Annotated in this window: 28 protein-coding genes and 1 pseudogene; 19 read left to right on the top strand and 10 right to left on the bottom strand. The window is 68.3% G+C overall.

What is annotated here, in order from left to right; all coding sequences use genetic code 11:
- The 6 genes and pseudogenes from JHC99_RS08145 to glp all read left to right on the top strand — a co-directional run.
- Positions 1–224, top strand: a pseudogene (locus tag JHC99_RS08145) (GTP 3',8-cyclase MoaA); the annotation flags it as partial.
- Entirely contained in the window at positions 224–463 is a 240-nt protein-coding gene (locus tag JHC99_RS08140; protein ID WP_292153245.1) for a MoaD/ThiS family protein, read from the top strand. The pseudogene JHC99_RS08145 and the gene JHC99_RS08140, both read left to right, overlap by 1 nt.
- Before the next feature lie 3 nt (positions 464–466).
- Positions 467–928, top strand: a complete 462-nt coding sequence (locus JHC99_RS08135) for a molybdenum cofactor biosynthesis protein MoaE (protein WP_292153243.1) — start codon at positions 467–469, stop codon at positions 926–928.
- Positions 925–1,479: a molybdenum cofactor biosynthesis protein B gene (moaB, locus tag JHC99_RS08130; RefSeq protein ID WP_292153241.1), complete on the top strand. Its 555-nt coding sequence runs from the start codon at positions 925–927 to the stop codon at positions 1,477–1,479. Before JHC99_RS08135 ends, moaB begins: the two co-directional genes overlap by 4 nt.
- Positions 1,479–1,955, top strand: coding sequence for a cyclic pyranopterin monophosphate synthase MoaC (moaC, locus tag JHC99_RS08125; RefSeq protein WP_292153240.1), 477 nt, complete (start codon positions 1,479–1,481; stop codon positions 1,953–1,955). The genes moaB and moaC overlap by 1 nt, the downstream gene beginning before the upstream one ends.
- Complete coding sequence (gene glp, locus JHC99_RS08120; RefSeq protein WP_292153238.1) at positions 1,952–3,151, top strand: gephyrin-like molybdotransferase Glp; 1,200 nt, start codon at positions 1,952–1,954, stop codon at positions 3,149–3,151. The genes moaC and glp overlap by 4 nt, the downstream gene beginning before the upstream one ends.
- 224 nt (positions 3,152–3,375) lie before the next feature.
- Here glp and JHC99_RS08115 read toward each other — a convergent pair whose 3' ends face one another.
- Both JHC99_RS08115 and JHC99_RS08110 read right to left on the bottom strand, forming a co-directional pair.
- Complete coding sequence (locus JHC99_RS08115) at positions 3,376–4,770, bottom strand: RsmB/NOP family class I SAM-dependent RNA methyltransferase (protein ID WP_292153236.1); 1,395 nt, start codon at positions 4,768–4,770, stop codon at positions 3,376–3,378.
- A complete protein-coding gene (locus tag JHC99_RS08110) occupies positions 4,767–6,743 on the bottom strand; it encodes a potassium transporter Kup (protein ID WP_292153235.1) in 1,977 nt (658 codons plus the stop codon). The genes JHC99_RS08115 and JHC99_RS08110 overlap by 4 nt, the downstream gene beginning before the upstream one ends.
- 204 nt (positions 6,744–6,947) lie before the next feature.
- On the opposite strand from JHC99_RS08110, the gene JHC99_RS08105 reads away from it, so the two are divergent.
- Complete coding sequence (locus JHC99_RS08105; RefSeq protein ID WP_292153233.1) at positions 6,948–7,418, top strand: Rrf2 family transcriptional regulator; 471 nt, start codon at positions 6,948–6,950, stop codon at positions 7,416–7,418.
- A complete protein-coding gene (locus JHC99_RS08100) occupies positions 7,384–8,232 on the top strand; it encodes an SDR family oxidoreductase (RefSeq protein WP_292153231.1) in 849 nt (282 codons plus the stop codon). The genes JHC99_RS08105 and JHC99_RS08100 overlap by 35 nt, the downstream gene beginning before the upstream one ends.
- Before the next feature lies 1 nt (position 8,233).
- Here JHC99_RS08100 and JHC99_RS08095 read toward each other — a convergent pair whose 3' ends face one another.
- The 5 genes from JHC99_RS08095 to bioB all read right to left on the bottom strand — a co-directional run bounded on the left by JHC99_RS08095 (position 8,234) and on the right by bioB (position 11,568).
- On the bottom strand, positions 8,234–8,875 hold the full coding sequence (locus JHC99_RS08095) for a DUF1109 domain-containing protein (RefSeq protein WP_292153230.1): 642 nt from the start codon (positions 8,873–8,875) through the stop codon (positions 8,234–8,236).
- Positions 8,862–9,434, bottom strand: coding sequence for a sigma-70 family RNA polymerase sigma factor (locus tag JHC99_RS08090; RefSeq protein ID WP_292153228.1), 573 nt, complete (start codon positions 9,432–9,434; stop codon positions 8,862–8,864). Before JHC99_RS08090 ends, JHC99_RS08095 begins: the two co-directional genes overlap by 14 nt.
- 135 nt (positions 9,435–9,569) lie before the next feature.
- The gene (locus JHC99_RS08085) at positions 9,570–9,872 is read right to left on the bottom strand and encodes a hypothetical protein (protein WP_292153226.1); all 303 of its coding nucleotides are present in this window, start codon (positions 9,870–9,872) and stop codon (positions 9,570–9,572) included.
- Between the two features lie 92 nt (positions 9,873–9,964).
- A complete protein-coding gene (locus tag JHC99_RS08080; RefSeq protein ID WP_292153224.1) occupies positions 9,965–10,378 on the bottom strand; it encodes a Tat pathway signal protein in 414 nt (137 codons plus the stop codon).
- A 152-nt stretch (positions 10,379–10,530) separates the two neighbouring features.
- Positions 10,531–11,568: a biotin synthase BioB gene (bioB, locus tag JHC99_RS08075; protein ID WP_292153222.1), complete on the bottom strand. Its 1,038-nt coding sequence runs from the start codon at positions 11,566–11,568 to the stop codon at positions 10,531–10,533.
- A 104-nt stretch (positions 11,569–11,672) separates the two neighbouring features.
- Between bioB and JHC99_RS08070 the strand changes: the two genes are divergently transcribed.
- The 3 genes from JHC99_RS08070 (at position 11,673) to ahcY (ending at position 14,084) form a co-directional block, all read left to right on the top strand.
- Positions 11,673–12,161, top strand: a complete 489-nt coding sequence (locus tag JHC99_RS08070; protein WP_292153220.1) for a hypothetical protein — start codon at positions 11,673–11,675, stop codon at positions 12,159–12,161.
- Positions 12,161–12,562 carry a type II toxin-antitoxin system VapC family toxin gene (locus JHC99_RS08065; RefSeq protein WP_292153219.1) on the top strand — a complete coding sequence of 134 codons (402 nt, stop codon included), beginning with the start codon at positions 12,161–12,163 and terminating at the stop codon, positions 12,560–12,562. The genes JHC99_RS08070 and JHC99_RS08065 overlap by 1 nt, the downstream gene beginning before the upstream one ends.
- A 130-nt stretch (positions 12,563–12,692) precedes the next feature.
- Complete coding sequence (gene ahcY, locus JHC99_RS08060; protein ID WP_292153218.1) at positions 12,693–14,084, top strand: adenosylhomocysteinase; 1,392 nt, start codon at positions 12,693–12,695, stop codon at positions 14,082–14,084.
- Positions 14,085–14,185: 101 nt separating this feature from the next.
- Here the strand turns inward: ahcY and JHC99_RS08055 are convergent, their stop codons facing one another.
- Positions 14,186–15,316, bottom strand: coding sequence for a hypothetical protein (locus JHC99_RS08055; protein WP_292153217.1), 1,131 nt, complete (start codon positions 15,314–15,316; stop codon positions 14,186–14,188).
- A 137-nt stretch (positions 15,317–15,453) separates the two neighbouring features.
- Here JHC99_RS08055 and JHC99_RS08050 point away from each other — a divergent pair, with 137 nt between their 5' ends.
- The 4 genes from JHC99_RS08050 (at position 15,454) to chrA (ending at position 18,201) form a co-directional block, all read left to right on the top strand.
- Positions 15,454–15,963, top strand: coding sequence for a GNAT family N-acetyltransferase (locus JHC99_RS08050; RefSeq protein WP_292153215.1), 510 nt, complete (start codon positions 15,454–15,456; stop codon positions 15,961–15,963).
- Positions 15,964–16,024: 61 nt separating this feature from the next.
- A complete protein-coding gene (locus JHC99_RS08045) occupies positions 16,025–16,231 on the top strand; it encodes a twin transmembrane helix small protein (RefSeq protein WP_271145183.1) in 207 nt (68 codons plus the stop codon).
- Positions 16,232–16,263: 32 nt separating this feature from the next.
- Positions 16,264–16,836 (top strand): cob(I)yrinic acid a,c-diamide adenosyltransferase, encoded by a 573-nt coding sequence (locus JHC99_RS08040; protein ID WP_292153214.1) that lies wholly within the window; start codon positions 16,264–16,266, stop codon positions 16,834–16,836.
- 132 nt (positions 16,837–16,968) lie between these two features.
- Positions 16,969–18,201: a chromate efflux transporter gene (gene chrA, locus JHC99_RS08035; protein WP_292153213.1), complete on the top strand. Its 1,233-nt coding sequence runs from the start codon at positions 16,969–16,971 to the stop codon at positions 18,199–18,201.
- A gap of 7 nt (positions 18,202–18,208) precedes the next feature.
- Here chrA and JHC99_RS08030 read toward each other — a convergent pair whose 3' ends face one another.
- Both JHC99_RS08030 and JHC99_RS08025 read right to left on the bottom strand, forming a co-directional pair.
- Positions 18,209–18,427, bottom strand: a complete 219-nt coding sequence (locus tag JHC99_RS08030; protein WP_292153211.1) for a DUF4287 domain-containing protein — start codon at positions 18,425–18,427, stop codon at positions 18,209–18,211.
- Positions 18,427–18,768 (bottom strand): hypothetical protein, encoded by a 342-nt coding sequence (locus JHC99_RS08025; RefSeq protein ID WP_292153210.1) that lies wholly within the window; start codon positions 18,766–18,768, stop codon positions 18,427–18,429. The genes JHC99_RS08030 and JHC99_RS08025 overlap by 1 nt, the downstream gene beginning before the upstream one ends.
- Positions 18,769–18,889: 121 nt before the next feature.
- On the opposite strand from JHC99_RS08025, the gene JHC99_RS08020 reads away from it, so the two are divergent.
- From JHC99_RS08020 to JHC99_RS08005, 4 genes are all read left to right on the top strand, one after another.
- Positions 18,890–19,654 carry an electron transfer flavoprotein subunit beta/FixA family protein gene (locus JHC99_RS08020; RefSeq protein ID WP_292153208.1) on the top strand — a complete coding sequence of 255 codons (765 nt, stop codon included), beginning with the start codon at positions 18,890–18,892 and terminating at the stop codon, positions 19,652–19,654.
- Complete coding sequence (locus JHC99_RS08015; RefSeq protein ID WP_292153207.1) at positions 19,655–20,584, top strand: electron transfer flavoprotein subunit alpha/FixB family protein; 930 nt, start codon at positions 19,655–19,657, stop codon at positions 20,582–20,584.
- Positions 20,585–20,757: 173 nt separating this feature from the next.
- Positions 20,758–22,239, top strand: a complete 1,482-nt coding sequence (locus JHC99_RS08010) for an amidohydrolase (RefSeq protein ID WP_292153205.1) — start codon at positions 20,758–20,760, stop codon at positions 22,237–22,239.
- A complete protein-coding gene (locus JHC99_RS08005) occupies positions 22,239–23,606 on the top strand; it encodes an amidohydrolase family protein (protein ID WP_292153204.1) in 1,368 nt (455 codons plus the stop codon). The genes JHC99_RS08010 and JHC99_RS08005 overlap by 1 nt, the downstream gene beginning before the upstream one ends.
- Positions 23,607–23,633 lie beyond the last annotated feature (27 nt).

The raw sequence follows: 23,633 nt of genomic DNA, 5'->3' as shown, positions 1-23,633 counted from the left end.
ACCGGGTGCGGGTGACCTGCACCGGGACCCTGTTCGTCTGTCTGGGCCAGGACGATCATGCGGATCTGCGGGCCGTGCTGCGCGACCATCCCGGCGACGACGCTCCGCTCCAGGCCGCGATCCGCGAGGCCATCTCACGCAAGCCCAAGGGCCACGATTTCGAGATCGGGCGTCGGGGGGCGGCACCGGCGGTGTCGCGGCCGATGTCGATGACGGGCGGCTGATGGTTCGGGTGCTGATGTTCGGAGCCCTGGCCGAGGTGGCGGGCTGGCGCGAGCGGGATATCGACGCGGGGTCGCTGGGCGTGTTGCGGGCGATGCTGGCCGCCGAGGACGCCGGGCTGGGAGAGCGGCTGGCGGGCCCGGGAACCTGCGCCATCCTCAATGCCGAGATGGTGCGGGGCGATCCTGTCCTGAGCGCCGCCGACGAGGTCGCCTTCATCCCGCCGGTCAGCGGGGGCTGAGCCGTGATCCGGGTCCAGAACGAGGCCATCGATCCCGGGGCCCTGCTGGCCGGCTTCTGTCGCGGTCGCACCGATGTCGGCGGCGTGGTCAGCTTCACCGGCCTGACGCGCGGGGCGACCGACGGGGCGGCGGTGTCTCGGCTGAGCCTGGAGGCCTATCCCGGCTATACGGAAAAGGTCGTGGCCGAACTGGAGGCCGAGACGCGGGCGCGGTTCCAGGTGATCGACGTCCTGGTCGCCCACCGCTGGGGCGATCTGGAGGTGGGGCAGGCGATCGTCTTCGTCGCCGTGGCGGCCGAGCATCGCCGGGATGCGTTTCAGGCCGCCGATTTTCTGATGGATCAGTTGAAGACACGGGCTCCGTTCTGGAAGAAGGAGACGGGACCGGACGGGACCCGCTGGATCGAGGCGCGGGCGCAGGACCACGCCGACACCGCTCGCTGGAATGCTGGAGAGACGACATGACCGACGACATTCTGCCGGCACCGGGCGGCAAGCTGATCGATGGGCCGATCAAGCCGATCCGGATCGCGGTCCTGACCGTGTCGGACACGCGCGACGAGGACAGCGATACCTCGGGCGGTATCCTGGCTGACCGGATCACCGCGGCGGGTCATGCCTGCGCCGGCCGGGCCATCGTCGCCGACGACATCGAGGCCATCCGGGCGCAGGTGCGGGGCTGGATCGCGGGTGGCGACGTCGATGCGATCATCACGACGGGTGGCACCGGCCTGACCGGGCGCGACGTCACCCCGGAGGCGCTGGAGCCGCTGTTCGACAAGCGGATCGACGGGTTTTCGGTCATTTTCCACACCGTTAGCTACCAGACCATCGGCCTGTCGACGCTGCAGTCGCGGGCGACGGCTGGGATCATCGACGGGGTGTTCGTCTTCTGCCTGCCGGGGTCGAACGGAGCGGTGCGGGACGGGTGGGACGGGGTGATCCGCTGGCAGCTGGATAGCCGTCACCGACCCTGCAACATGGTCGAGCTGATGCCGCGCCTGCTGGAAGTCTGATGGCCGACCTTACGCACATCGACGCCGATGGCCGGGCCCGGATGGTCGATGTCTCCGACAAGGCGACGACGACGCGGGAGGCGATCGCCGAGGGGCGGCTGACGATGCTGCCCGCGACCCTGGCGCTTGCCCTGTCAGGCGGGGGTAAGAAGGGCGATGTGCGGGCGGTTGCAGAGATCGCGGGGGTCATGGCGGCGAAGCGCACGTCAGACCTGATTCCGATGTGCCACCCGCTGATGCTGAGCTCGGTCAGGGTGGCGGTCGAGCCACTGGATGACGGGACGGGTCTGGGCGTGACGGCACGGGTGCGGACGACGGGCCAGACCGGGGTGGAGATGGAGGCGCTGACGGCGGCCGGCGTGGCCCTGCTGACCCTCTACGACATGCTCAAGGCCGTGGACCGGGGGATGACGATCGAGGCGGTGCGGCTGGTCTCCAAGTCGGGCGGGGCCTCGGGCGACTGGGTGCGCGCGTGAAGTTGCCGACGGTCGAGAGGGCGCTGGAGGCCATTCTGGCCCAGGTCGGGCCGCCGGGTGTCGAAGACGTGGGGCTGGCTCATGCAGATGGGCGGTGGCTGGCAGAGGCGGTGAGGGCCGGGCGGGATCAGCCGCCGTTCGACGCCTCCGCCATGGACGGCTGGGCGGTGCGGGATGCGGACGTGCGGGACGGGGCGACCCTGCGGATCGTGGGCGAAAGCGTCGCGGGACGGGGCATGGCGGGTCGTGTCGTGGCCGGAGAGACGGCGCGGATCTTCACCGGCGCGCCCGTGCCGACCGGCACCGACCGGGTGGTGATCCAGGAGGAGGTCGAGCGGCGCGGCGACCATGCCGTGTTCAAGCCGACGGCGAGCGAGGGGCGCAACATCCGCAGCCGCGGCTGTGACTTTCGTGAGGGCGAGATCCTGCTGGAGGCCGGGGCACGCGTGAACCCCTGGCGGCTGGCACTGGCGGCGTCCGCAGGGGTGGCCACCTTGCTGTGCGGGCGGCGACCGATGGTGGCGATCCTGGCGACCGGCGACGAACTGGTCGAACCGGGACAGGCGGCAGGCCCGGACCAGATCTACAACTCGGGAGCGCCGTCGCTGGCGGCTTTTGTCGCGCGTCAGGGCGCTGCGGCTCAGGTCCTGGCGTCCAGTGGCGATGATCGGACTGCGATCGCGGCGGCGGTGTCCGGGGCGACGTTCGACGTGCTGGTCACCATCGGGGGGGCCTCGGTCGGGGACCACGATCTGGTCAAGCCCGCGCTGCGGGACCTGGGGGCCGTCCTGCATGTCGAGGGGGTGGCGATGCGGCCTGGCAAGCCGGTGTGGTTCGCCACCCTGCCGGACGGTCGGGCGGTCTTGGGGCTTCCGGGCAATCCGGCGTCCGCGCTTGTCTGCGCCGAGTTGTTCCTGGCCCCCGTGTTGGCACGGTTGCAAGGCGGGGCGCTGGGCGAGCGGTTCGAGACGACGACCCTGAGCGGGACGCTGCCGGCCAACGGCCCGCGCGATCACTATATCCGGGCTGTCGCGGCACCCGGCCCGGACGGGGCGCGGCGGGTGACGCCCTTTGCCGATCAGGATTCGTCGCTGGTCAGCGTGATGGCGGCGGCCAACGCCCTGATCCGCCGCCTGCCCTTTGCTGAGGCGGTGGCGGACGGGGAGACGGTGAGTGTGATGGGGCCTTCGCTTTAGTGCCCTCTCCCATGGGGAGAGGGCTTGAGCCCCCGAGAGCGCCAGCGATCGGTCTTGTGCGAAAGGGTGAGGGGCGTGGTGCCCTGAATGAGCCACCGATCCCTTTGACGGCATTTCAGAGCGGCGGTGAGCGAAGGGATACACCGTAACCCCTCACCCTTTCGCGCCAGGACGACGGCTGACGCCGCCGTGCGCTCAAGCCCTCTCCCGATGGGAGAGGGAGGCTATACGCGTTCCAGCCTGGCCGCGAAGAACCCGTCCACGCCACCCTTTTCAGCCCACATCGAGGGCAGGATGCGGAGCCAGCCTTCGGGGGTCAGGGCCTCGTCCGGGGCACCGATCTCGGCGGGGACGGCGGGGGTCGTGCGGAAGGCGGGGTTGCGGCGCAGGAAGGCGATGACCTGGGTTTCACCCTCTTCGCGTTCCAGCGAACAGACGCAGTAGACCAGCCGGCCGCCGGGGGCGACGCGCAGGGCGGCGGCGTCGAGCAGCCGGTGCTGGACGTCGGCCAGCTTGGCCACCTCGGCGGGCTTGGTGGCGCGCAGGACTTCGGGGTTGCGTCGGAAGGTGCCGGTGGCGGTGCAAGGAGCGTCCAGCAGGACGGCGTCGAAGGTCCGGCTGTCCAGCCAGTCCTCGGCCGGCATGACCGCGATCTCGGCCTCCAGGCCCGTGCGGGCCAGGTTCTGGCGCAGGCGCTTCAGGCGGGCGTCGGAACGATCCAGCGCCACGACCGACGCGCCGGAGGCCGCGATCTGGAGCGTCTTGCCGCCGGGGGCTGCGCACATGTCGAGCGCGGTCTCGCCGCCCTTGGGGGCCAGCAGGCGCACCGGGACGGCAGCGGCCGCATCCTGCACCCACCAGGACCCGTCCTCGAAGCCAGGCCAGGTCGCGACGTCGCCGCGCTTGAAGGTGCGGACCGTGCCGCCGGGCAGGATTTCGCCCTCTACGGCCTCGGCCAGGGCGGCCGGGTCGGCATCGGGCTTGAGGCTGAGGTCGGTCGCGGGCTCCTCACGGGCGGCGAGGGCCAGACCGGCCAGGGCGGCGTCGCCATAGGTCTGTTTCCAGCGGGCGGCGATCCAGTCGGGCAGGTTGGATTCGGCCGTGGTCAGGCCCGGGCCTTCGCGCTCGATCCCGCGCAGGACGGCGTTGACCAGGGCCTTGTAGGGCCGGGTCTTGGGATCGCGCTCGGCCAGCTTCACGGCGGTGGAGACGGCGGCGAAGGCGGGGGTGCCCAGCACCAGGGTCTGGGCCAGGGCGATGCGCAGCAGGGTGCGGATGGTCTCGGGCGGCCGCTTCTGAAGCTTGCGATCCAGAATCTGGTCGATCTCGCCGAGCCGACGCAGGGCCGCCATGGCCACGGCGCGGGCGAAGGCACGGTCTGGGCCGGGAAGCGCCGTGACGGTGGGCAGCGCCAGCGCCTCGTCCAGCCCGCCGCGCCGGATCAGGGCGGCGTTCAGCAGGACGCCGGCGGCGATCCGGGCCTCGACCCCGATGTCTGCGGCCTCGTCGGGGACGCGTTCGGCCTGGGGCTTTGGCTCGCGACGGGGCCCACGCGCCTTGTCGGCGAGACGACGGCCGCGCGCGCCGGAATCTTTCCCTTTCGGGGCTCCGCCGCTCAAACCGAGACCTGCGTACCGAGCTCGACCACCCGCCCCGGCGGGATGTGGAAGAAGTCGGTCGGGTTGGCCGCGTTTCGCATCAGGAAGATATAGAGCTTGTCCTGCCACAGGGGCATCCCCTGCGACGCCGAGGGCACGACCGAGCGGCGGCCGAGGAAGAAGCTGGTCGACATGATGTCGAACTTGACCCCCTGCTTGCGGCACAGGCTGAGCGCGCGGGGCACCACGGGGCTTTCCATGAAGCCGTAGGTCAGGGTGATCTTCTTGAAGTCGTCGTTGATCGGCTCGATCTGGACGCGGTGGCTGTCGGGCACGCGCGGGCGGTCGGCGGTGCGCACCGTCAGGATGACGTTCTTCTCATGGAGCACCTTGTTGTGCTTGAGATTGTGCATCAGGGCGACGGGGGCGACGTCCGGGTCGCTGGTCAGGAAGATGGCCGTGCCGGGCGCGCGATGCGGCGGCCGGGCGCGCAGCATCTCGATCAGGTCGGTCAGGGGCAGGCTGTCCTTCTTGGCCTTGTCGGACAGGATCTGGGAGCCCCGCGTCCAGGTCCACATGATCAGGATCAGCACCGCGCCGAGCACCAGCGGGAGCCAGGCCCCGTCGGGGATCTTGAGCAGGTTCGAGGTCAGGAAGACGCTGTCGATGAAGCCGAACGGGATCAGACAGGCCAGGGTGGCCCACACGCTCCAGCCCCATTTCTTGGTTATGACCGAGAAGCTCATCAGGGTGTTGATCAGCATCACGCCGGTGACCGCCACGCCGTAAGCCGCCGTCAGATTGTGCGAGCTCTGGAACACGACCAGCAGGGTCAGGACCCCCACCATCAGCAGGGTGTTGACCGCCGGCACGAAGATCTGACCCGCCTGGGTCTCGGACGTGAAGCGGATGTCGATGCGCGGCAGCAGGCCCAGCTGGACCGCCTGCTGCGTCACCGAGAAGGCACCGGTGATCACGGCCTGGGACGCGATGACGGTGGCGATCGTGGCCAGCAGCAGCATGGGCCAGTAGGCGAAATGCGGCACCATGGCCCAGAACGGGTTCTCGGCTGCAGCCTGGTTGTCGAGGATCAGGGCCCCCTGGCCCAGGTAGTTCAATGTCAGACAGGGCAGGACGAAACACAGCCAGCCGGCGCGGATCGGGGCCTTTCCGAAATGGCCCATGTCGGCATAGAGCGCCTCGGCACCCGTCACGGCCAGGAAGACCGATCCCAGGATGATGAAGCCCAGGACGCCGTCGTTGATCAGCAGCATCACCCCGTAGTGCGGCGACAGGGCCCGCAGGATCGAGATGTCGTCGAAGATGTGATAGAGGCCGAGCGCCCCCAGGCTGAGGAACCAGATCGCGGTGATCGGGCCGAAATACTTGGCCAGGCCCGCCGTGCCGCGCGACTGGGCCAGGAACAGGGCGATCAGGATGGCCGCTGCCACCGGCACGATGAAGGCGTCCAGACGGGTGCCGACGCCGGGCGCATCCTTGACGCCCTCGATCGCCGAGAGAACCGAGATGGCCGGCGTGATGATGCCGTCGCCATAGAACAGCGCCGCGCCGCAGACCCCCAGGATGAAGATCCAGGCGCTGCGTCGACCGATCGCGTGCTGGGCCAGGGCCATCAGGGCCAGGGTGCCGCCCTCGCCCTTGTTGTCGGCGCGCATCAGGAACAGGACGTATTTCAGCGTCACCACGATCATCAGGGCCCAGAAGGCCAGGGAGACGACGCCGATGACGGCCAGGTCGCCGCCGACCCCGCCCTGGGCATGGCCGATCGCCTCGCGCAGGGCGTAGAGCGGGCTGGTGCCGATGTCGCCGAAAACGACGCCGATGGCCCCGATGGTCAGGGCCCAGAATCCGGCCTTGCCCGGCCCGTGGGCGGCGTGTGCGGTTTGAGCGGTCGCGGGCGCCGAGGCGTCGGCGGTCGTGTCTGGCGACGTGGGCGGGGGAGCGCCTGAATCGCGGGGCGTATCCCCAGCCATGAATATCCTCCGGGTCGCGCTGTTCGAGCGCGCCCATCAAAGCGGAGCGCGCTGTAGGCTCATTCCGACAAAGGTTCAATCGTGGGCCGAGGATTCGGTTGCGGTGCGCCTTTTCCTCCCTATCGCGAAGCGGTGGACGGGACGGCGAGGGCGCATTTGTGAATCTTCCGCGCCCGCACTACCTTATGGGCTGGAACCCCGCCCATGTCTGACAGCCAACGCTTTCCCGTCGCCGCCCACGCCCTGGCCTATCTGGCCCACAGGGACGCGTACGACGCCTCGCGCGCGGCGGCCAGCGCCGTGCTGGCGGCCTCGATCCCGACCAATCCGGTGGTGATCCGGCGCGTGACCGCCCTGCTGGCCAAGGCCGGGCTGATCGCGACACGGCCGGGTGCGTCGGGCGGATCGTGGCTGTTGCGCCGGCCCGAGGACATCGGGCTGGACGAGGTGCTGCGGGCCGTCAACGGCTGTGCCCACCTGGGTTCGCCGCCGCAGGGGGCCAAGGGCTGTCCAATCTCGGAGCATATCCCCCGCCAGGTGGCCAAGGCCCTGACCGCCGCCGACACCGCCGCCCACGAGGCCCTGTCCCACATCACCATCGCCGACCTGCTGGCCGAGAACGCGCCGTCGCTGGCGGCCCATGCGCCCCACGCCAGCTGCCCTGTCGCCGCCTGAGATGATCGATGCGGGGCGTGGGCTTACGGCCCTCATCACCGGGGCCTCCGCAGGAATCGGTGCGGCCCTGGCGCGGACCTATGCGGAGAAGGGCTGGGATCTGGTCCTGACCGCGCGGCGGGCGGGGCCGCTGGAGGCGCTGGCCCAGACCCTGCGCCGTGACCACGGTATCGAGGTCAGCGTGATCCCCGCCGATCTCGCCGAACCCGACGCATCGGCAGGGCTGGTCGAGGCCATGGCGGCACAGGGCCTGACCATCGACGCGCTGGTCAACAACGCCGGCTTCTCGCGCACGACGGGGTTTCTGGCCACCGACCCGGCGGACCATGCGGCCATGGTGCGGGTCATGCTGAGCGCGCCGATCGAGCTGTCGCGGCTGCTGATCCCCGGCATGGTCGAGCGAGGGTTCGGACGGGTGCTCAATGTGGCGTCCCTGGCCGGGCTGATGCCGGCGACCGGGGGCGACACCCTGTACGGGCCGATCAAGGGCTTCCTGATCAAGGCCTCGGCCGGGCTGCACCTGGAGCTTCAGGGGATGGGCGTTCACGTCACGGCCCTGTGCCCCGGCTATACGCTGACCGAGTTCCATGACGTGAACGGGTCGCGGGATCAGGTGTCCTCGGCCTATCCGGCCTGGATGTGGCAGACGGCGGACCATGTGGCGCGGGTGGGTTACGCCGCCGTCGAGGCCAACCGGGCGCGCGTCGTGCCGGGCTGGCGCAACACCCTGCTGGCCGCGATTCCGAAACTGCTGCCCGACGCCGTGGCGCTCAAGATCATCGGCGGCCATGCGCGGCGGCTGAAGCGGATCTGACCTACCAGCGCCAGACCCAGCGACCGATCACCGCCCCGACCACGACCGGGATGGCCATGCCCATGGTGTACCAGACGGCGACGAAGGCGGCGGTGTGCTCGGGGCAGTGCAGGCCGTAGAGGGTCGCGGCCAATCCCCCGAGCATCAGCCCCGCGGCCGCTCCGGCCAGGGCAGGACGAAGGGGCGCGAATCCGCGAACCGCGAACAGGATCAGGGGGGCCGCCAGCAGGCTGAGGCCTGCGATATTGGTGGGACAGACCCGTGCCGACTGGCCCATCAGGGCCTCCACCCGTGCCGCTTCGGGGGTCGTCATCAGGCTGACGGCACCGGACAGGATCGCGATCACGACGACGGCCCCGAAGACGGCCAGTGGCACGTGAACGTCGGCGCCCGGCCGTCCGGCCCGGTCCAGCAGCCAGAAGCCGGCACAGGCCAGCGCCGCCGTATAGGCCGCCTTGGCCCAGAAGGTCGGACCGCCCATCGCGACCATCAGGTCCGGCCTCAGGCCCAGCGACAGGATCACGCCGGCAAGGACCAGCAGGGCCGCCGGGATCAGGGCCAGGCCTGCGCTACGGCGCAGGGTTCCCGCGTCGGTCGGGGCGGTGTCGGCGGCCAGGGCCGCGATCAGGTCATCCGTCTTCATGGTCGACCCTCCCGGGCGCTGTGTCGGTCCCGGCGAACCGGGCATTGAGTGTCTTCAGGCTGCGATGCAGGCTGACCTTGGCGGCGGTGACCGAATAGCCGTGGCGTTCGGCCGCCTCGGCGACGCTGAGGCCGGTCAGGCGGACATCTTCGATCAAACGGCGCTGCCGAACCGGCAGGGCGGACAGGCAGCGTCCTAGATCGGCCAGGGTTGCGCCGTCCTCGACCGTATGATCCGCCCACAGGCTTTCGGCCTCTTCGATCGGGCGGGTGGGGCGTCGGCGTCGACTGCGCAGATGGTCGATCAGCTTGTGCCGGGCGATGGCCCAGGCCCAGCCGGTGAAGGGCCGCGCCGGATCCCAGGTCGCCCGCTTGGCGTGGATGGCGATCAGGGTCTCCTGCACGAGGTCCTCCGCATCGGCCCCGCCGTCGAACAACTGGCGGCCGAACCACGCCCTCAGGTGCGCCCCGAGATCGGTCAGCAGCACGCGCCAGGCCGCCGCGTCGCCGTCGAGGCCGCGCAGCATCAGGGCCTTGAAATGCGCTTCCCGGTCGATCACGGCCGCTCCCGGCCGTCCGCACGGCCCGCGCCCAGTCTGGCACACGGGCGGGCGTCGGGCCTGCGGAAAGTTCGTTCGGGTGGCACGCGGGGCGGTGATGCGGGCGACGGTGAAAGCCGTCGCCCTGTCGTCGGATCAGTGCGGCGCGCTCATCTTGTCGGCGGCGGGCGCCATGGCGTCGGCGGCCGGGGCCATCTTGTCGGCCGGAGCCATCTTGTCAGCGGGGGCCATGGCGTCGCCTGCGGGAGCCATGGCGCTGTCGGACGGAGCCATCGCGCCGCTGTTGGCGGGGGCCATCGCACCGTCGGCGGGTGCCATTGCGGAGTCTGCTGGTGCCATGGCGCTTTCGTCCGCCTTGCCCTCGGGCGCAGGTTGGCAGGCGGCGGCGAACAGCGAGAAAGCGGCGACGGTGGATGCGGCGAGGATGGTGCGGATCATGGTGGAAAACCCCTGGGATCAAACCGGGGGTCTGTCCCCCTGAAACCGATTACGCCGCGAGGTCGACAAAGGTTACAGGGGCGGTGGCGTCTTCAGGCGACCATGACCGTGCCCAGCAGAAGCACGGCGCCCCGTTTTCTGAGGGTGCGGAAGGTGGCCACCTGGAGGGCGCGATGCAGACGGTCCACGTCGGGCACGGACCCCGGCAGCAGGCCCGCCGCGAACCCCTGGACCACGGTGTTGAAGGCGGCGCGCAGGCGCGGGCCGTCCAGGGCGGCCTGGGCGTTCAGTTCGGGGTCGGGAACGTCGAGACCGGTCTCGACCGTCAGGACGCCGCGACGTCCGTCGGGCCGGATGATGGTCGAGGTGATGGTGCCGAAGCGGATATAGCCGCCGGCGGACTTGCCGCCGCCACTGCTGCCGCTGGCCTGAGCAGGCGCGACGGCAGCGGCCGCGAGAACGGCACCGGCGAGGGGGGCGAGGGAAAAGAGCTGACGACGATCCATGCCGTCATCCTAGCGGCCACGCTTTAAGGTCGGGTTACGCTTCTCCCTCCCCCGGAGTGGGGAGGGACGGTCGCGCAGCGACCAGGGTGGGGAAGTATCCCGCAAGGCATGATCGGGGTCGCTTCACACGGCCCCACCCGGGCTTCGCTACGCTACGCCGTCCCTCCCCATGAAGGGGAGGGAGAAGCCGGCTCCATCGCCTTCAGGTCCAGCAGGGCGAACAGGCGGGCGTCCTCGTCCTGTTCGGGATTGGGCGTGGTCAGCAGCTTGCCGCCGACGAAGATGGAGTTTGCACCGGCGAGGAAGCAGAGCGCCTGCATCTCGGGGCTCATGGTCTCCCGACCAGCCGACAGACGGACCATTGCACGCGGGCAGACCAGGCGGGCGACGGCGACGGTGCGCACGAACTCGATCGGATCGATCTCGCCGGTCTGAAGCACCCGTTCGCCCAGAGGCGTGCCGGTGACCGGGACCAGGGCGTTGACCGGCAGGCTGTCGGGATGTTCGGGCAGGGTGGCCAAGGCGTGCAGCAGCGAGGCCCGGTCACGGCGGCTCTCGCCCATGCCGACAATGCCGCCGCAGCAGGTGCTCATGCCGACGTCGCGGACGTGCTGGAGGGTGTCGAGCCGGTCCTGATAGGTCCGCGTCGTCACGACCTGGGCATAGTATTCCGGCCCGGTGTCGAGGTTGTGATTATAGTAGTCGAGGCCGGCCTCCTTGAGCTGGCGGGCCTGGTCGGCGGTCAGCATGCCCAGGGTGGCGCAGGTCTCGAGACCCAGAGCCTTCACCCCCGCGATCATGGTCGCCAGTTTCGGCGTGTCGCGATCCTTGAGCTCGCGCCAGGCCGCGCCCATGCAGAAGCGCGAGGCCCCGCCGGCCTTGGCCACCATGGCCTCGGCGATGACGGCGGTCGCGTCCATAAGCTTTTCGGCCTTCAGCCCCGTGTCGAAACTGGCGGACTGACTGCAATAGCCGCAGTTCTCGGCGCAGCCCCCGGTCTTGATCGACAGAAGCTGGGACTTCTGGACCTGCGACGGATCGAACCAGCGCCGGTGAACAGTGGCGGCGTCGAAGACCAGCTCCATGAACGGCCGCGCGAACAGGGCCTCGACCTGGTCCAGCGTCCAATCGTGGCGTGGCTGGGCCGGGTCGGCGAAAGCGGAACGGATGGGGGATGCGTCATCGGCCATGGCGAGTGACTACCGCCCCCTTTTCCAAGCGCCAAGCCCCACCCTTTCAGCTTGATATTCGTACGAAGTTCGTATAAAGCTCGTCTGTCAAAAGGAGATAGGAGATGCCGTTGTTTTCACCTGAGGAGCGCGCCGAGAAGGTGCTCTTGGCGATGGGGGGCGAGGTCGATACACGCGCCGCCAGTGGGCGCTATGTCAGGAGCCGTGACAGTCGGGCTGGTATTCGCCTCTGGGCGACAACGCAGCAACGCTATGGCCAGGATCTTGCGGGGGTTCAGTTCTATGGGCGTGGCCGTGCGGAAGGTGAGCGTCTCGCGGGCTTGCTTGAGCGAAATGGATTCGTTCAAAGAAGCCCCCAGGCGGGTCAGCTGACGTTTGCAAAGCCAGTTGGCTATACTGACGACGGCGGCATCGACGTCGCTTCGGTCGCCAAGGTCCGTGACCACATTGATCTTTTGATTTCCGGTGCGAGCGCGCCATCGGCCAAGCCGGGGTCCACCAGCTTCCGCGCCTTCATGCTGGCATCGCCCCTCGCTGACATCGACGTTCCACAAGCAGCACGGGCTGGGGCTTGGCGTGAAGGCGCGATCTGATGTTTCTGTTCGACACCGTGGCACTATCGGAGGCCACCAAACCCCAGGCCAACCCCGGTTTCATCGAGTGGCTTGAATCGGTTCCGCCCGAGCATATCCACACGAGCGTCCTCTGCCTCGGCGAGCTCCGCCGGGGTGTCGAAATGCTGCCGCCCAGCCAGAAGAAGGATCGGCTGGCGCAATGGCTTGAAACCGACTTGCCAGCCTGGCTCGGCGATCGGGTCCTGGTAGTCGATGAGGCTGTGGGCCAGATCTGGGGTCGTCTCGGCGCGCGAGGATCACAGTCGCCGGTCGATGCGCTGATCGGAGCCAACGCCGTCTCGGCCGGTTTGACGGTCGTGACACGTAACGTGCGCGATTTCGATGGGCTAGGAGTCCCGGTCCTCAACCCGTGGACATGAAGCAGATCACATAAGGATATCCTTATATGTTTCTTGCTCTGAGGCGTCGGGCGGTCTATAGGCGCGGCAATCGACAATCCGCGATCCGGCCATGTGCCGACGCCCCAAGACCTTTCCAGGAGCGCCCACCATGGTCGACTACATCGTTCGCGACATCTCGCTTGCCCCGTTCGGCAACAAGGAAATCGCCATCGCCGAGACCGAAATGCCGGGCCTGATGGCGCTGCGTGAAGAGTTCGGTCCGTCGCAGATCCTGAAGGGCGCCCGCATCGCCGGTTCGCTGCACATGACGATCCAGACGGCCGTCCTGATCCAGACGCTGGAAGCCCTCGGCGCCGACGTCCGCTGGGCGTCGTGCAACATCTTCTCGACCCAGGACCACGCCGCGGCCGCCATCGCCGCCAACGGCACGCCGGTCTTCGCCACCAAGGGCGAGACGCTGGAAGAATACTGGGACTATGCCCACAAGATCTTCGAATGGGCCGACGGCGGCTATCCGAACCTGATCCTCGACGACGGCGGCGACGCGACCCTGCTGTGCGTGCTCGGCCCCAAGGCCGAGAAGGATCTGTCGGTGATCTCGAACCCGCAGAACGAAGAAGAGGAAGCCCTCTTCAAGGTCATGAAGCGCTACATCGCCGAGAAGCCCGGCTTCTATTCGGCCATCCGCGACGCCATCGGCGGCGTGTCGGAAGAGACCACCACCGGCGTCCACCGCCTGTACGAAATGGCCAAGAAGGGCGACCTGCCGTTCCCCGCCATCAACGTCAACGACAGCGTCACCAAGTCCAAGTTCGACAATCTGTACGGCTGCCGCGAAAGCCTGGTCGACGCCATCCGCCGCGGCACCGACGTCATGCTGTCGGGCAAGGTCGCCGTGGTCTGCGGCTACGGCGACGTGGGCAAGGGCTCGGCCGCCTCGCTGCGCCAGGGCGGCGCCCGCGTGAAGGTCACCGAAGTCGATCCGATCTGCGCCCTGCAGGCGGCGATGGAAGGCTATGAGGTCGTCACCGTCGAGGACGTGGCCCACGAGGCCGACATCTTCGTCACCGCCACGGGCAACCTGGACGTCCTGACCGTCGACCACATGCGGGCGATGAAGAATAACGCCATCGTCTGCAACATCGGTCACTTTGACTCGGAGATTCAGGTCGCCGGCCTGAAGAACTTCAAGTGGGACGAGATCAAGCCGCAGGTCCACCACGTCGAGTTCCCGGACGGCAAGAAGATCATCCTGCTGTCGGAAGGCCGTCTGGTGAACCTGGGCAACGCCACGGGTCACCCCTCGTTCGTGATGTCGGCCTCCTTCACCAACCAGACCCTGGCCCAGATCGAACTCTGGACCAACATCAAGGCCTACGAGAACCAGGTCTACACCCTGCCCAAGCACCTCGACGAGAAGGTCGCCATGCTCCACCTGGCCAAGCTGGGCGCCAAGCTGACCGTGCTCAACAAGGAACAGGCCGCCTACATCGGCGTGCCGACCGAAGGCCCGTTCAAGCCGGAAGCCTACCGTTACTGAGGGCGCTACCGCTCGGCTCGCGGAGCCTCGCTGCTTGAGCGTGATCCGAGACTGAGGTTAGAGATTGGAGGAGGCCCCGCGATCACATCGCGGGGCCTTTTCTACGCCGCCAGCGAGAACGATCCCGTGGGCGCGTCGTCGCGGCCGGTCAGGCTGACCTCGAAATCGGCGAGCATGTCGAGCAGTTCGTCGGGAGTCGGGACGGGCTTGCCCGGGGCGGTGCGGTATTTCCAGAAGCTGACGATGTGCTGGATCGCGCCCAGCCGTTCGCCCAGTTTGGCGAACAGGTGCGGGGCGTCGCGCAGGAAGTCGCGGAAGGCGGTCGGGCGACCTTCCTGGGTCAGTCCCCGGAAGGCGTCGTCATAGACCCGGAGCATGTTGGCGGTGGTGTCGCAGGTGTCGATGATGCGCCGGCGGATGGTCTCGCGGCTGCGAGCCAGGGTGACATATTGCTGGTTCGTGGGCCGGCCGCGCGGCTTGGTCACCCGCACGGCCTCCATGACGTCGCCGATCTCGCCGACCGCACCGCGAAGCACCCATTTGTAGTAGAGGAAACCCTTCCAGCAGAAGACACCCTCTTCATACTCCTCGGGGGCGAGACGCAGGGTGAGACCCAGGGCGCTGAGGTCCTCGCCCGCCGAGCTCGACAGGATCTTGTCGGTCAGTCTGGCGACCGGATTGTCCGCGGTCAGATCCCAGTCCGGACCCAGGCTGAGGTCGACCAGAGGCGAGATCTCTTCGGCGACGAAGGCGATCATGGCACCGAGGTCGGCCTCGGAGAGGTTGAAATAGCAGGGTGCCGGGGTCACGCCGTTGCGGCGCAACTGCTCGCGCAACAGGAAGGGGTCGAGGCCCGGCAGGCCGTCCATGATGCGCAGGGTCTGGATGTCGGGATGGTCGGGCTGCAGGCCGAAAGCCTGGGTCATGGTGGTCTCGAAGCCGGCCTCGCCCACGAACAGATACCGCCCCCCGGCCCGAAGATCGCCGGCGTCGATCGGCAGGATGATCTTGGTGGCGACATAGCGGCGGAAGCGGAAGCGGTCGATCTCGTCGCGCCGCAGCCTGTGCTTCACGATCATCGAGCGGTTCAGCATGGGATTGCGGAACATCGGCTGGTCGCGCCAGGCGTCTGTGTCCCCATGCTCGCGATGCACGCGCGACAGGTTGAGCACCCGCGCGGTGGAGGCCGATCCCCGAAGGTTGGCCAGGCTGCGGATGGTGCGATCGGTCATGAGGCGTCCGGGGAAGGTAGCGCCACCATAGCGGGAGAGCGTTGATCAATCGGCGTTAAACAGGGTTAGCGAGGGGTTAGGGCCTTGCCTCGCCGGGTCTCGCCTTGTCATGAAGGCGCGTGAACGTGGAGGCCGTGATGCCGGATCAGAGGTTGGAAACCGTGGCGCGACCCGAGGTCGAGATCCTGGCGTTCACGGACGATCTGGCGGCGGCGTTTCACGACATCAACGCCCAGTGGATCCAGACCATGTTCACCCTGGAACCGACCGATCGGGAGGTGCTGGAGAACCCGCGCGCCCGGATCATGGACCCGGGCGGCGACATCCTGTTCGCCCGCGTCGCCGGCCTGGGCGTGGTCGGAACCTGCGCGCTCCAGAAAACGGGTCCGGATCGCTACGAACTGACCAAGATGGGGGTGCTGGATTCAGCGCGCGGCCTGAAGATCGGCGAGACCCTGTTGCAGGCCGCGATCACCCGGGCGCGGGATATGGGGGCGACGAGCCTGTACCTGCTGACCAACAGCCGATGCGCGGCCGCCATCCACCTGTACGAGAAGAACGGCTTTGCGCACGACGCGGACATCAAGGCCGAGTTCGGATGCCGCTACGCCCGGTGCGACGTTGCCATGCGCTACTGCGGCGATTGAGCCTCCGGTCGGTGGTGTGAATCCGTTCACGGCCGGGACGATCCTGGGGTAGACTGGCCGGATGGAAAACGTCTTCACCATCCTGATCCTGCTGGCCGTGGCGGCGGTGTCGGTCACGCTCGGCTTCGGCATCTATTCCCTGTACCGCGGCGGCGACTATGCGCGGTCCAACTCCAACAAGCTGATGCGGCTGAGGGTCGTGCTCCAGGCCACTGCGATCGTGCTGTTGATGCTGGGTCTGTGGTGGAAGGCGACGCACGGATCGTGACGGGTCGATCGTGAAGGCGGGGACCTGATCCGATGGTGGTGCTGAACAAGATCTATACCCGCACCGGCGATGCGGGCGACACCGGGCTGGCGTCCGGCGCACGGGTGTCCAAGAGTGATCCCCGGGTCGAGGCCTATGGCACGGTGGACGAGCTGAACGCCGTCATCGGCATCGCCCGCCTGCATGCGGGCCAGAACGACCGGATCGACGCCATGCTGGGCCGGATCCAGAACGAGCTGTTCGACCTGGGCGCCGACCTGGCCACCCCGCTGGACCCACCGCCGGCCTGGGAGGCATTGCGCATCCTGGACGGCCAGGTCGAACGGCTGGAATCCGAGATCGACTGGATGAACGAGAGCCTAAGCGCGCTCGACAGCTTCATCCTGCCCGGCGGATCGCCGCTGGCGGCGCATCTGCATCTGGCGCGGACGGTCGCGCGGCGCGCCGAGCGGGACGCCATCCGGCTGGTCGAGGCCGGGGAATCCGTGACACCGGCGGCCCTGCGCTATCTGAACCGGCTGTCGGACCATCTGTTCGTCGCCGCCCGCCGGGCCAACGCCAACGGGGCCGATGACGTGAAATGGGTTCCCGGCGGCACGCGCTGAGCCGGCTTGGCAGGATGATCTCGGCAGCGTAGCTTCAGCGCATCGGGCTCATGCGGACGCCCGATCAGACGGCCTTCCTGTCCAAGCTCCGCTCCTTTTCCCACGCCGATGGCGTGGGTCGGAGCATGACCTGTGACGACGCCTGACCTGACGAACTCCGGCCTGACCCTTTCCGATCCGGAACCCGCCCCGCCGATCCTGACCTATCCGGCGCTGTTCCTGCGCTTCCTGCGCTTCGGGGCCATGGCCTTCGGTGGGCCGGTCGCCCAGATCGCCATGATCCGCAGGGAACTGGTCGATCAGGATCGCTGGATCTCGAGCGGCCATTTCAACCGTCTGCTGGCGGTGCTTCAGGTCCTGCCGGGGCCGGAGGCGCACGAGCTGTGCGTCCATCTGGGGATGCGGGCACGCGGCCGGATCGGCGGGCTGCTGGCCGGGCTCGGCTTCATGCTGCCGGGGTTCCTGATCATGCTGGGGATCGGCTGGGCCTATGTGTCGCTGGTACCGGTCATGGGGGCGCTGGCCGGAGCCTTCCTCGGCGTTCAGTCGGCGGTGGTGGCGGTCATCATGCGGGCCGTTCACAAGATCGGTGGCCATATCCTGGAGGACCGCTGGCTGTGGGGCATAGCCGGGCTCGGCCTGATCGCGACGCTCGTCGGGGTCGAGTTCTGGATCGTGCTGCTGGGCGGGGGTGTGGCCTATGCGCTCGTCAAGGGCGGTCGGCCGTTTCTGGCCGTGGCCGTGGCCGTGGCAGCGGCTGTCGTCGTCGTGGCGGTGCTGCTTCACCGTGTCGCGCCCGTGGTCGAGCCGGGCGTGGCGATCGGCACGTCCGCCGGAACCCTGGCCATGTTCTGGACGGGACTGAAGGCGGGGCTGCTGACGTTCGGCGGTGCCTATACGGCCATCCCCTATGTGCGGGCCGATACGGTGGGGCGGGGCCTGATCGGGGACGGGACCTTCCTGGACGGGGTGGCCTTCGCCGGGGTCATTCCCGCACCGCTGGTGATCTTCTGCACCTTCGTCGGCTTCGTGGTCGGCGGCTGGGCGGGAGCCTTGGCGATGACGGCCGGAGTCTTCCTGCCTGCCTTCGCCTTTTCGATGATCTTCTACGAGCGGCTGGAAGCGGTGGTGGCCGACGAGCGGCTGCACCGTCTGCTGGCAGGGGTGGCGGCAGCCGTGGTCGGGATCATCGCGGCGACCAGCCTGCAACTGGGCTGGGCGACCCTGGAACGCGTGCCGTCGATCCCGGTGGCCGTCGCGATCTTCGTCCTGGCCTTCGCGGCCATCTGGTTCTGGAAGAGCCGTTATGCGACCGCCGTCATCCTGGCGTTGGCGGCTCTCGCGGGCTGGCTGCTGTTCCGCTGAGAGCGGTTCAGTCCCGCTTGCCCTTGAACCAGGCCACCAGCGCCATGGCGTGACCGTGACCCAGGTCGAAGTCGGACTTCAGCCAGTCGATGATCTGACCGGCCTTGACGCCGGGAGCCAGACCGCCGTCCGCTACGAAGCCCTTCTCGGTGGCGAGCGCCGCAAAATCCTTGGCGGTCTTGCCGGTCTTGGTCTGAATGTTGTCGAGATAGGCCTGAAAAGACATCAGAAGCCGCTGTTCTTCTCGACGAGGGCGCGATCGCGGTCGGTCTGGGCCTGGCGGGCGGCCTTTTCGGCGGCGAGACGGTGTTCGATCCCGACCAGTTCGCGGGCCTGTTCCCTCGACCATTCGTCGCGAGAGACCCCCGCAGGACGACCCGTCAGGTCCGGCAGATAGAGTGGGGTCTCGCAGGTCTTGTCCTCTTCGTACCACCACCGCCCGCTGGCCTCGCACTTCTCCTGCGGGTCGAGGAACAGCCGCTGGTAACCGAACACCCCGACGAGGGTCAGGGCGAACAGGCCGGCGAACAGTATGCCCAGGCGTTTCGTGGTCAGGAAGCGGGTCATGGGGTCTCGTTGAACACTACGGGTGCGATGGATTGTCTAGTTCACGTTGCGTTACGTTGACAGGCCGGGCGGCGCGTTCCATTCCCTGCGCCAACAATCTGGCCATCGTGTGGATAGCGCAATGAAGGTACTCGTCCCCGTCAAACGGGTCATCGACTACAACGTCAAGGCCCGCGTCAAGGCGGACCAGACCGGCGTCGATCTGGCCAACGTCAAGATGAGCATGAACCCGTTCGACGAAATCGCCGTCGAAGAGGCCGTGCGCCTGAAAGAGGGCAAGGAGCATCACGCCGCCGGCACGATCAGCGAGATCGTCGTGGTCTCCATCGGCGTGCAACAGGCGCAGGAAACGATCCGCACGGCCCTCGCCATGGGTGCCGATCGCGGCATCCTGATCCAGTCCGACGCCGACCTGGAGCCCCTGGCCGTCGCCAAGCTGCTGGCCGCCGTCGTGGCCGAGGAAAAGCCGGATCTCGTCCTGATGGGCAAGCAGTCCATCGACGGCGACAACAATGCTGTTGGTCAAATGCTCGCAGCTCTGCTCGACTGGCCCCAGGCCACCTTCGCTTCGAAGATCGAGATCGCCGGCGGCAAGGCCACCGTGACCCGCGAAGTGGACGGCGGCCTGCAAACCCTGGCGGCGACCCTGCCGGCCGTGGTGACCGTGGACCTGCGTCTCAACACCCCGCGCTATGCGTCCCTGCCCAACATCATGAAGGCCAAGAAGAAGGAGATCGCCATGAAGGCGGTCGCCGACTACGGCGTCGATACCGCGCCCCGCCTCAAGGTGGTCAAGGTGACCGCGCCCGCGACCCGCTCCGCCGGGATCAAGGTGGCCGACGCCGCCGAACTGGTGTCCAAGCTCAAGACCGCAGGAGCGCTGTAAATGGCCGTTCTCGTCATCGCCGATCACGACGGCTCGGCCGTCCGCGACACAACGAACAAGACCGTGACTGCCGCCCTGGCCCTGGGGGGCGATGTCGACGTCCTGGTCGTCGGCAAGGATGCCAAGTCCGCCGCCGATACGGCTGGCAAGATCACCGGCGTGCGCAAGGTCCTGCTGGCCGAGAGCGGCGAGCTGGGTCACCACCTGGCCGAGGCGGTCGCGACCACGGTCGTCGCCCTGGCCGACGGCTATGATGCGGTCCTGTCGCCCGCCACGATGGACGGCAAGAACTTCATGCCGCGCATCGCCGCCAAGCTGGACGTGGCCCCGATCTCCGACATCGTCGAGGTCGTCTCCGCCGACACCTTCGTGCGCCCCATCTATGCGGGCAATGCGCTGGAGACGATCCAGTCCTCGGACGCCAAGAAGGTCATCACCGTGCGCCCGACGGCCTTCAACGCCGCGGCAGAGGGCGGCTCGGCCTCGGTCGAGACCGTCACGGGCTCGGACGCCGGCAAGGCCAGCTTCGTCGGTGAGGAGATGGTCAAGTCGGACCGTCCGGACCTGGGCGCCGCCAAGATCGTCGTCTCCGGCGGCCGCGCCCTGGGTTCCGCCGAAGAGTTCCACGCCGTCATGGATCCCCTGGCCGACAAGCTGGGTGCCGCCGTCGGTGCCAGCCGCGCCGCCGTCGACGCGGGCTACGCGCCCAACGACTATCAGGTCGGCCAGACCGGCAAGGTCGTCGCCCCGGCTCTCTACATCGCCATCGGCATCTCGGGCGCCATCCAGCACCTGGCCGGGATGAAGGACTCCAAGATCATCGTCGCCATCAACAAGGACGCCGACGCCCCGATCTTCCAGGTCGCCGATTTCGGCATCGTGGGCGACTACAAGACGGTCGTGCCCGAGCTGATGTCCGCACTGGGCTAAGGCTTTCGAGCTGTTCAGACAAAGGGCGCGGTGCCTTCGGGTCCGCGCCCTTTATTTTGCGATCGTTGCTCTGACAGAACGATGAAACGCTTTGACGGCGACGGGCGCAGCCGATTGTATGGCGGAAATCAGGCTGGCCGTCCCTCGGTCGCCTTTCGTCCAAAGGGGTTTCGATGATCGATCGTCGTCTGCGGGGCACCAGCCTCGCGGTGCTGGGCAGCGTGATGCTCATGCTCGGTGCCTGCGCCACCACCGGGACCACACCCGCCGCCGACGACGCGACGGACACCGCCGAGGTCAAGCCGCTGGCGACCGGGCTGGACGTCCAGGCCAACCTCGATCCCTTCCCCTCCACCTACACCCCCCTGCCACGCCAGAATTCGGCGATCGTGGGCGCGACCGTGTTCGACGGGGCGGGCCGGAAGATCGAGAACGGCGTCGTCCTGATGGCCGACGGCAAGGTCGAGGCGATTGGCGGGGCCGAGACGCCGGTGCCGGCCGGATACACGATCATCGACGGCCGTGGCCGGTTCGTGACGCCGGGCGTGATCGATGTCCACTCGCACCTGGGTGTCTATCCGTCGCCGGGCGTGTCGGGCATGTCGGACGGCAATGAGGCGACCAGTCCGAACACCGCCCAGGTCTGGGCCGAGCATTCGATCTGGCCGCAAGACCCCGGCTTCAACACCGCCCGCGCCGGCGGCGTCACCACCCTCGGCATCCTGCCCGGCTCGGCGAACCTGTTCGGCGGGCGCGGCGTGACCGTGCGCAATGTGCCGTCCATCACCATGCAGGGCATGAAGTTCCCCGGTGCCCCCCACACGCTGAAAATGGCCTGCGGCGAGAATCCCTCACGGGTCTATGGCGGGCGCAACCAGAGCCCGGCGACGGGCATGGGCAATGTCGCCGGCTATCGCGCCGCCTTCATCGCGGCCCGCGACTACAAGGACAAGTGGGACAAGTGGCGCGAGACGGGCGAGGGATCGCCTCCCACGCGCAATCTCCAGAACGAGACCCTGGCCGGCGTGCTGGACGGCTCGATCCTCGTTCAGAACCACTGCTACCGGGCCGACGAGATGGCGGTGATGTTCGATATCGCCAAGGAATTCGGCTACAGGATCACGACCTTCCACCACGCCATCGAGGCCTACAAGGTCGCCCCCATGCTGGCCGCCAACGGCACCTGCGCCGCCATGTGGACCGGCTGGTGGGGCTTCAAGATGGAGGGGCTGGACGCGGTCGAGGCCAACGCGGCCCTGGTCGATGCGGCCGAGGGTTCCTGCGCCGTCATCCACTCCGACGACCCTGAGCTGACCCAGCGCCTGAACCAGGAGGCGGCCGCTGCGCTCGCCGCCGGTCGCGCGGCAGGGCTCAACATCAGCGAGGAACGCGCGATCAGCTGGTTCACCCTGAACGCCGCCAAGGCCATCGGCATCGACAATCAAACCGGGTCTCTCGAGGCCGGCAAGCGCGCCGACGTGGTGATCTGGTCCGCTGATCCGCTCAGCGTCTACGCCCGCGCCGACCAGGTCTTCATCGACGGGGCCAAGACCTATGACCGGTTTGACCCGGCCTATCAGCCACGATCGGATTTCGAGCTGGGCCAGCCCGGATACGGCCTGACCGCCGCCAACGTGACCGAAGGAGCCCGCTGATGCGCATCTCGCTCAAGACGCTCCTGCTGGGCGCGACCCTGACCGCGTTCGCCATTCCCGCTTCGGCCGAGGTCGTGGCCATCACCGGGGCCAGGGTGCTGACCGGCACCGCCGTTATCGAGAACGGCACCGTCGTCATGGACGGGGCGACCATCGTCTCGGTCGGGACGGGCGCGGCGCCGGCTGGGGCCCGCATCATCGACGGCCGCGGCAAGACGGTGTCGCCCGGCTTCGTCGCGGTGGATTCCGGCCTGGGTGGCTCAGAAGTGTCGTCGGTCCAGGGGTCGAACGACCTGTCGAACAACGCCAACACGATCAGCGCCTCGTTCGACGTCTCCTACGGGCTGGACCCCTGGTCCTTCACCCTGCCGGTGGCGCGCACGGGCGGGATCACCCGCGCCATCGTCGTGCCGGCCCATCCGGGCGGCGGGGGCGGTCACGGCAACCACAAGGACGACGGCGAGGACGATTTCGCGGGTGCCGGCGAGGGCGGCTTCCAGTCGCCGGGTCTGTTCGCCGGTCAGGCGGCCATCATCACCCTGGCCCAAGGCACCGACATCCTGGTCAAGCCGCGCGTGGCCATGGTCGCGCCGTTCGGCGAGGCCGGAGCGGGTGTTGCGGGCGGTGCTCGCGGTGCCGAGTTCACCCTGTTCAAGGAAAGCCTGGCCGAGGTGCGCCTCTATGCGCGCAACAAGGCGGCCTATGATCGGGCGGGCCTGCGCGACCTCAGCCTGTCGCGGGCGGATCTCGAGGCGCTGATCCCCGTCGCCAACGGGACCCTGCCCCTGATCGTCACCGTCCATAGGGCGTCCGACATCCTGCAAGTGCTTCGTCTGGCCCAGGAAGAGGGCGTCAAGGTCATCCTGGACGGGGCGGAAGAAGGCTGGCTGGTCGCGACCCAGATCGCGGCGGCCAAGGCGCCGGTGTTGCTGAACCCCATCTCCAACCTGCCCGGGTCGCTCGAGACGCGGGCGTCGCGGATGGAAAATGCGGCGGCGCTGAACGCGGCGGGCGTGGTCATCGCCATCAAGGGCAACGAAGGCTCTGTCCACCGGGCGCGCGAGGCTCGCTACAATGCCGGCAACGCCGTGTCGCACGGCCTGCCCTATGCGGCGGCGATCGCGGCCCTGACGGTGAACCCGGCCCGCATCTTCGGCGAGGGCGGGACGTTCGGGGAGCTGATCCCGGGGGCTCAGGCCGATGTCGTTGTCTGGTCCGGCGACCCGCTGGAACCGCTGACCACGGCCTCGCAGGTGTTCATCTCGGGTGTCGAACAGCCGATGCAGACGCGCCAGTTCCAGCTGCGGGACCGCTATCGGAATGGTGGGGCGGGACCCAACGGGATGCCGGCGGCGTACAGCCAGTAACCGGTCTCCCTCCCCCTCGGGGGAGGG

This window comes from Brevundimonas sp., assembly GCF_016463485.1.
In the GTDB taxonomy this organism is placed as follows: Bacteria; Pseudomonadota; Alphaproteobacteria; order Caulobacterales; family Caulobacteraceae; genus Brevundimonas.
Note: the sequence above shows the minus strand (reverse complement) of the source record. Positions and strands in the feature narration are given on the sequence as shown.

Excerpts from the sequence above, each read along its gene's own strand:
- JHC99_RS08140 (WP_292153245.1), top strand. The coding sequence starts at position 224 with ATGGTTCGGGTGCTGATGTTCGGAGCCCTGGCCGAGGTGGCGGGCTGG.
- moaB (WP_292153241.1), top strand. The coding sequence starts at position 925 with ATGACCGACGACATTCTGCCGGCACCGGGCGGCAAGCTGATCGATGGG.
- moaC (WP_292153240.1), top strand. The coding sequence starts at position 1,479 with ATGGCCGACCTTACGCACATCGACGCCGATGGCCGGGCCCGGATGGTC.
- JHC99_RS08110 (WP_292153235.1), bottom strand. The coding sequence starts at position 6,743 with ATGGCTGGGGATACGCCCCGCGATTCAGGCGCTCCCCCGCCCACGTCG.
- JHC99_RS08105 (WP_292153233.1), top strand. The coding sequence starts at position 6,948 with ATGTCTGACAGCCAACGCTTTCCCGTCGCCGCCCACGCCCTGGCCTAT.
- JHC99_RS08100 (WP_292153231.1), top strand. The coding sequence starts at position 7,384 with ATGCGCCCCACGCCAGCTGCCCTGTCGCCGCCTGAGATGATCGATGCG.
- JHC99_RS08095 (WP_292153230.1), bottom strand. The coding sequence starts at position 8,875 with ATGAAGACGGATGACCTGATCGCGGCCCTGGCCGCCGACACCGCCCCG.
- JHC99_RS08085 (WP_292153226.1), bottom strand. The coding sequence starts at position 9,872 with ATGATCCGCACCATCCTCGCCGCATCCACCGTCGCCGCTTTCTCGCTG.
- JHC99_RS08080 (WP_292153224.1), bottom strand. The coding sequence starts at position 10,378 with ATGGATCGTCGTCAGCTCTTTTCCCTCGCCCCCCTCGCCGGTGCCGTT.
- bioB (WP_292153222.1), bottom strand. The coding sequence starts at position 11,568 with ATGGCCGATGACGCATCCCCCATCCGTTCCGCTTTCGCCGACCCGGCC.
- JHC99_RS08070 (WP_292153220.1), top strand. The coding sequence starts at position 11,673 with ATGCCGTTGTTTTCACCTGAGGAGCGCGCCGAGAAGGTGCTCTTGGCG.
- JHC99_RS08065 (WP_292153219.1), top strand. The coding sequence starts at position 12,161 with ATGTTTCTGTTCGACACCGTGGCACTATCGGAGGCCACCAAACCCCAG.
- ahcY (WP_292153218.1), top strand. The coding sequence starts at position 12,693 with ATGGTCGACTACATCGTTCGCGACATCTCGCTTGCCCCGTTCGGCAAC.
- JHC99_RS08055 (WP_292153217.1), bottom strand. The coding sequence starts at position 15,316 with ATGACCGATCGCACCATCCGCAGCCTGGCCAACCTTCGGGGATCGGCC.
- JHC99_RS08050 (WP_292153215.1), top strand. The coding sequence starts at position 15,454 with ATGCCGGATCAGAGGTTGGAAACCGTGGCGCGACCCGAGGTCGAGATC.
- JHC99_RS08045 (WP_271145183.1), top strand. The coding sequence starts at position 16,025 with ATGGAAAACGTCTTCACCATCCTGATCCTGCTGGCCGTGGCGGCGGTG.
- JHC99_RS08040 (WP_292153214.1), top strand. The coding sequence starts at position 16,264 with ATGGTGGTGCTGAACAAGATCTATACCCGCACCGGCGATGCGGGCGAC.
- JHC99_RS08030 (WP_292153211.1), bottom strand. The coding sequence starts at position 18,427 with ATGTCTTTTCAGGCCTATCTCGACAACATTCAGACCAAGACCGGCAAG.
- JHC99_RS08025 (WP_292153210.1), bottom strand. The coding sequence starts at position 18,768 with ATGACCCGCTTCCTGACCACGAAACGCCTGGGCATACTGTTCGCCGGC.
- JHC99_RS08020 (WP_292153208.1), top strand. The coding sequence starts at position 18,890 with ATGAAGGTACTCGTCCCCGTCAAACGGGTCATCGACTACAACGTCAAG.
- JHC99_RS08015 (WP_292153207.1), top strand. The coding sequence starts at position 19,655 with ATGGCCGTTCTCGTCATCGCCGATCACGACGGCTCGGCCGTCCGCGAC.
- JHC99_RS08010 (WP_292153205.1), top strand. The coding sequence starts at position 20,758 with ATGATCGATCGTCGTCTGCGGGGCACCAGCCTCGCGGTGCTGGGCAGC.
- JHC99_RS08005 (WP_292153204.1), top strand. The coding sequence starts at position 22,239 with ATGCGCATCTCGCTCAAGACGCTCCTGCTGGGCGCGACCCTGACCGCG.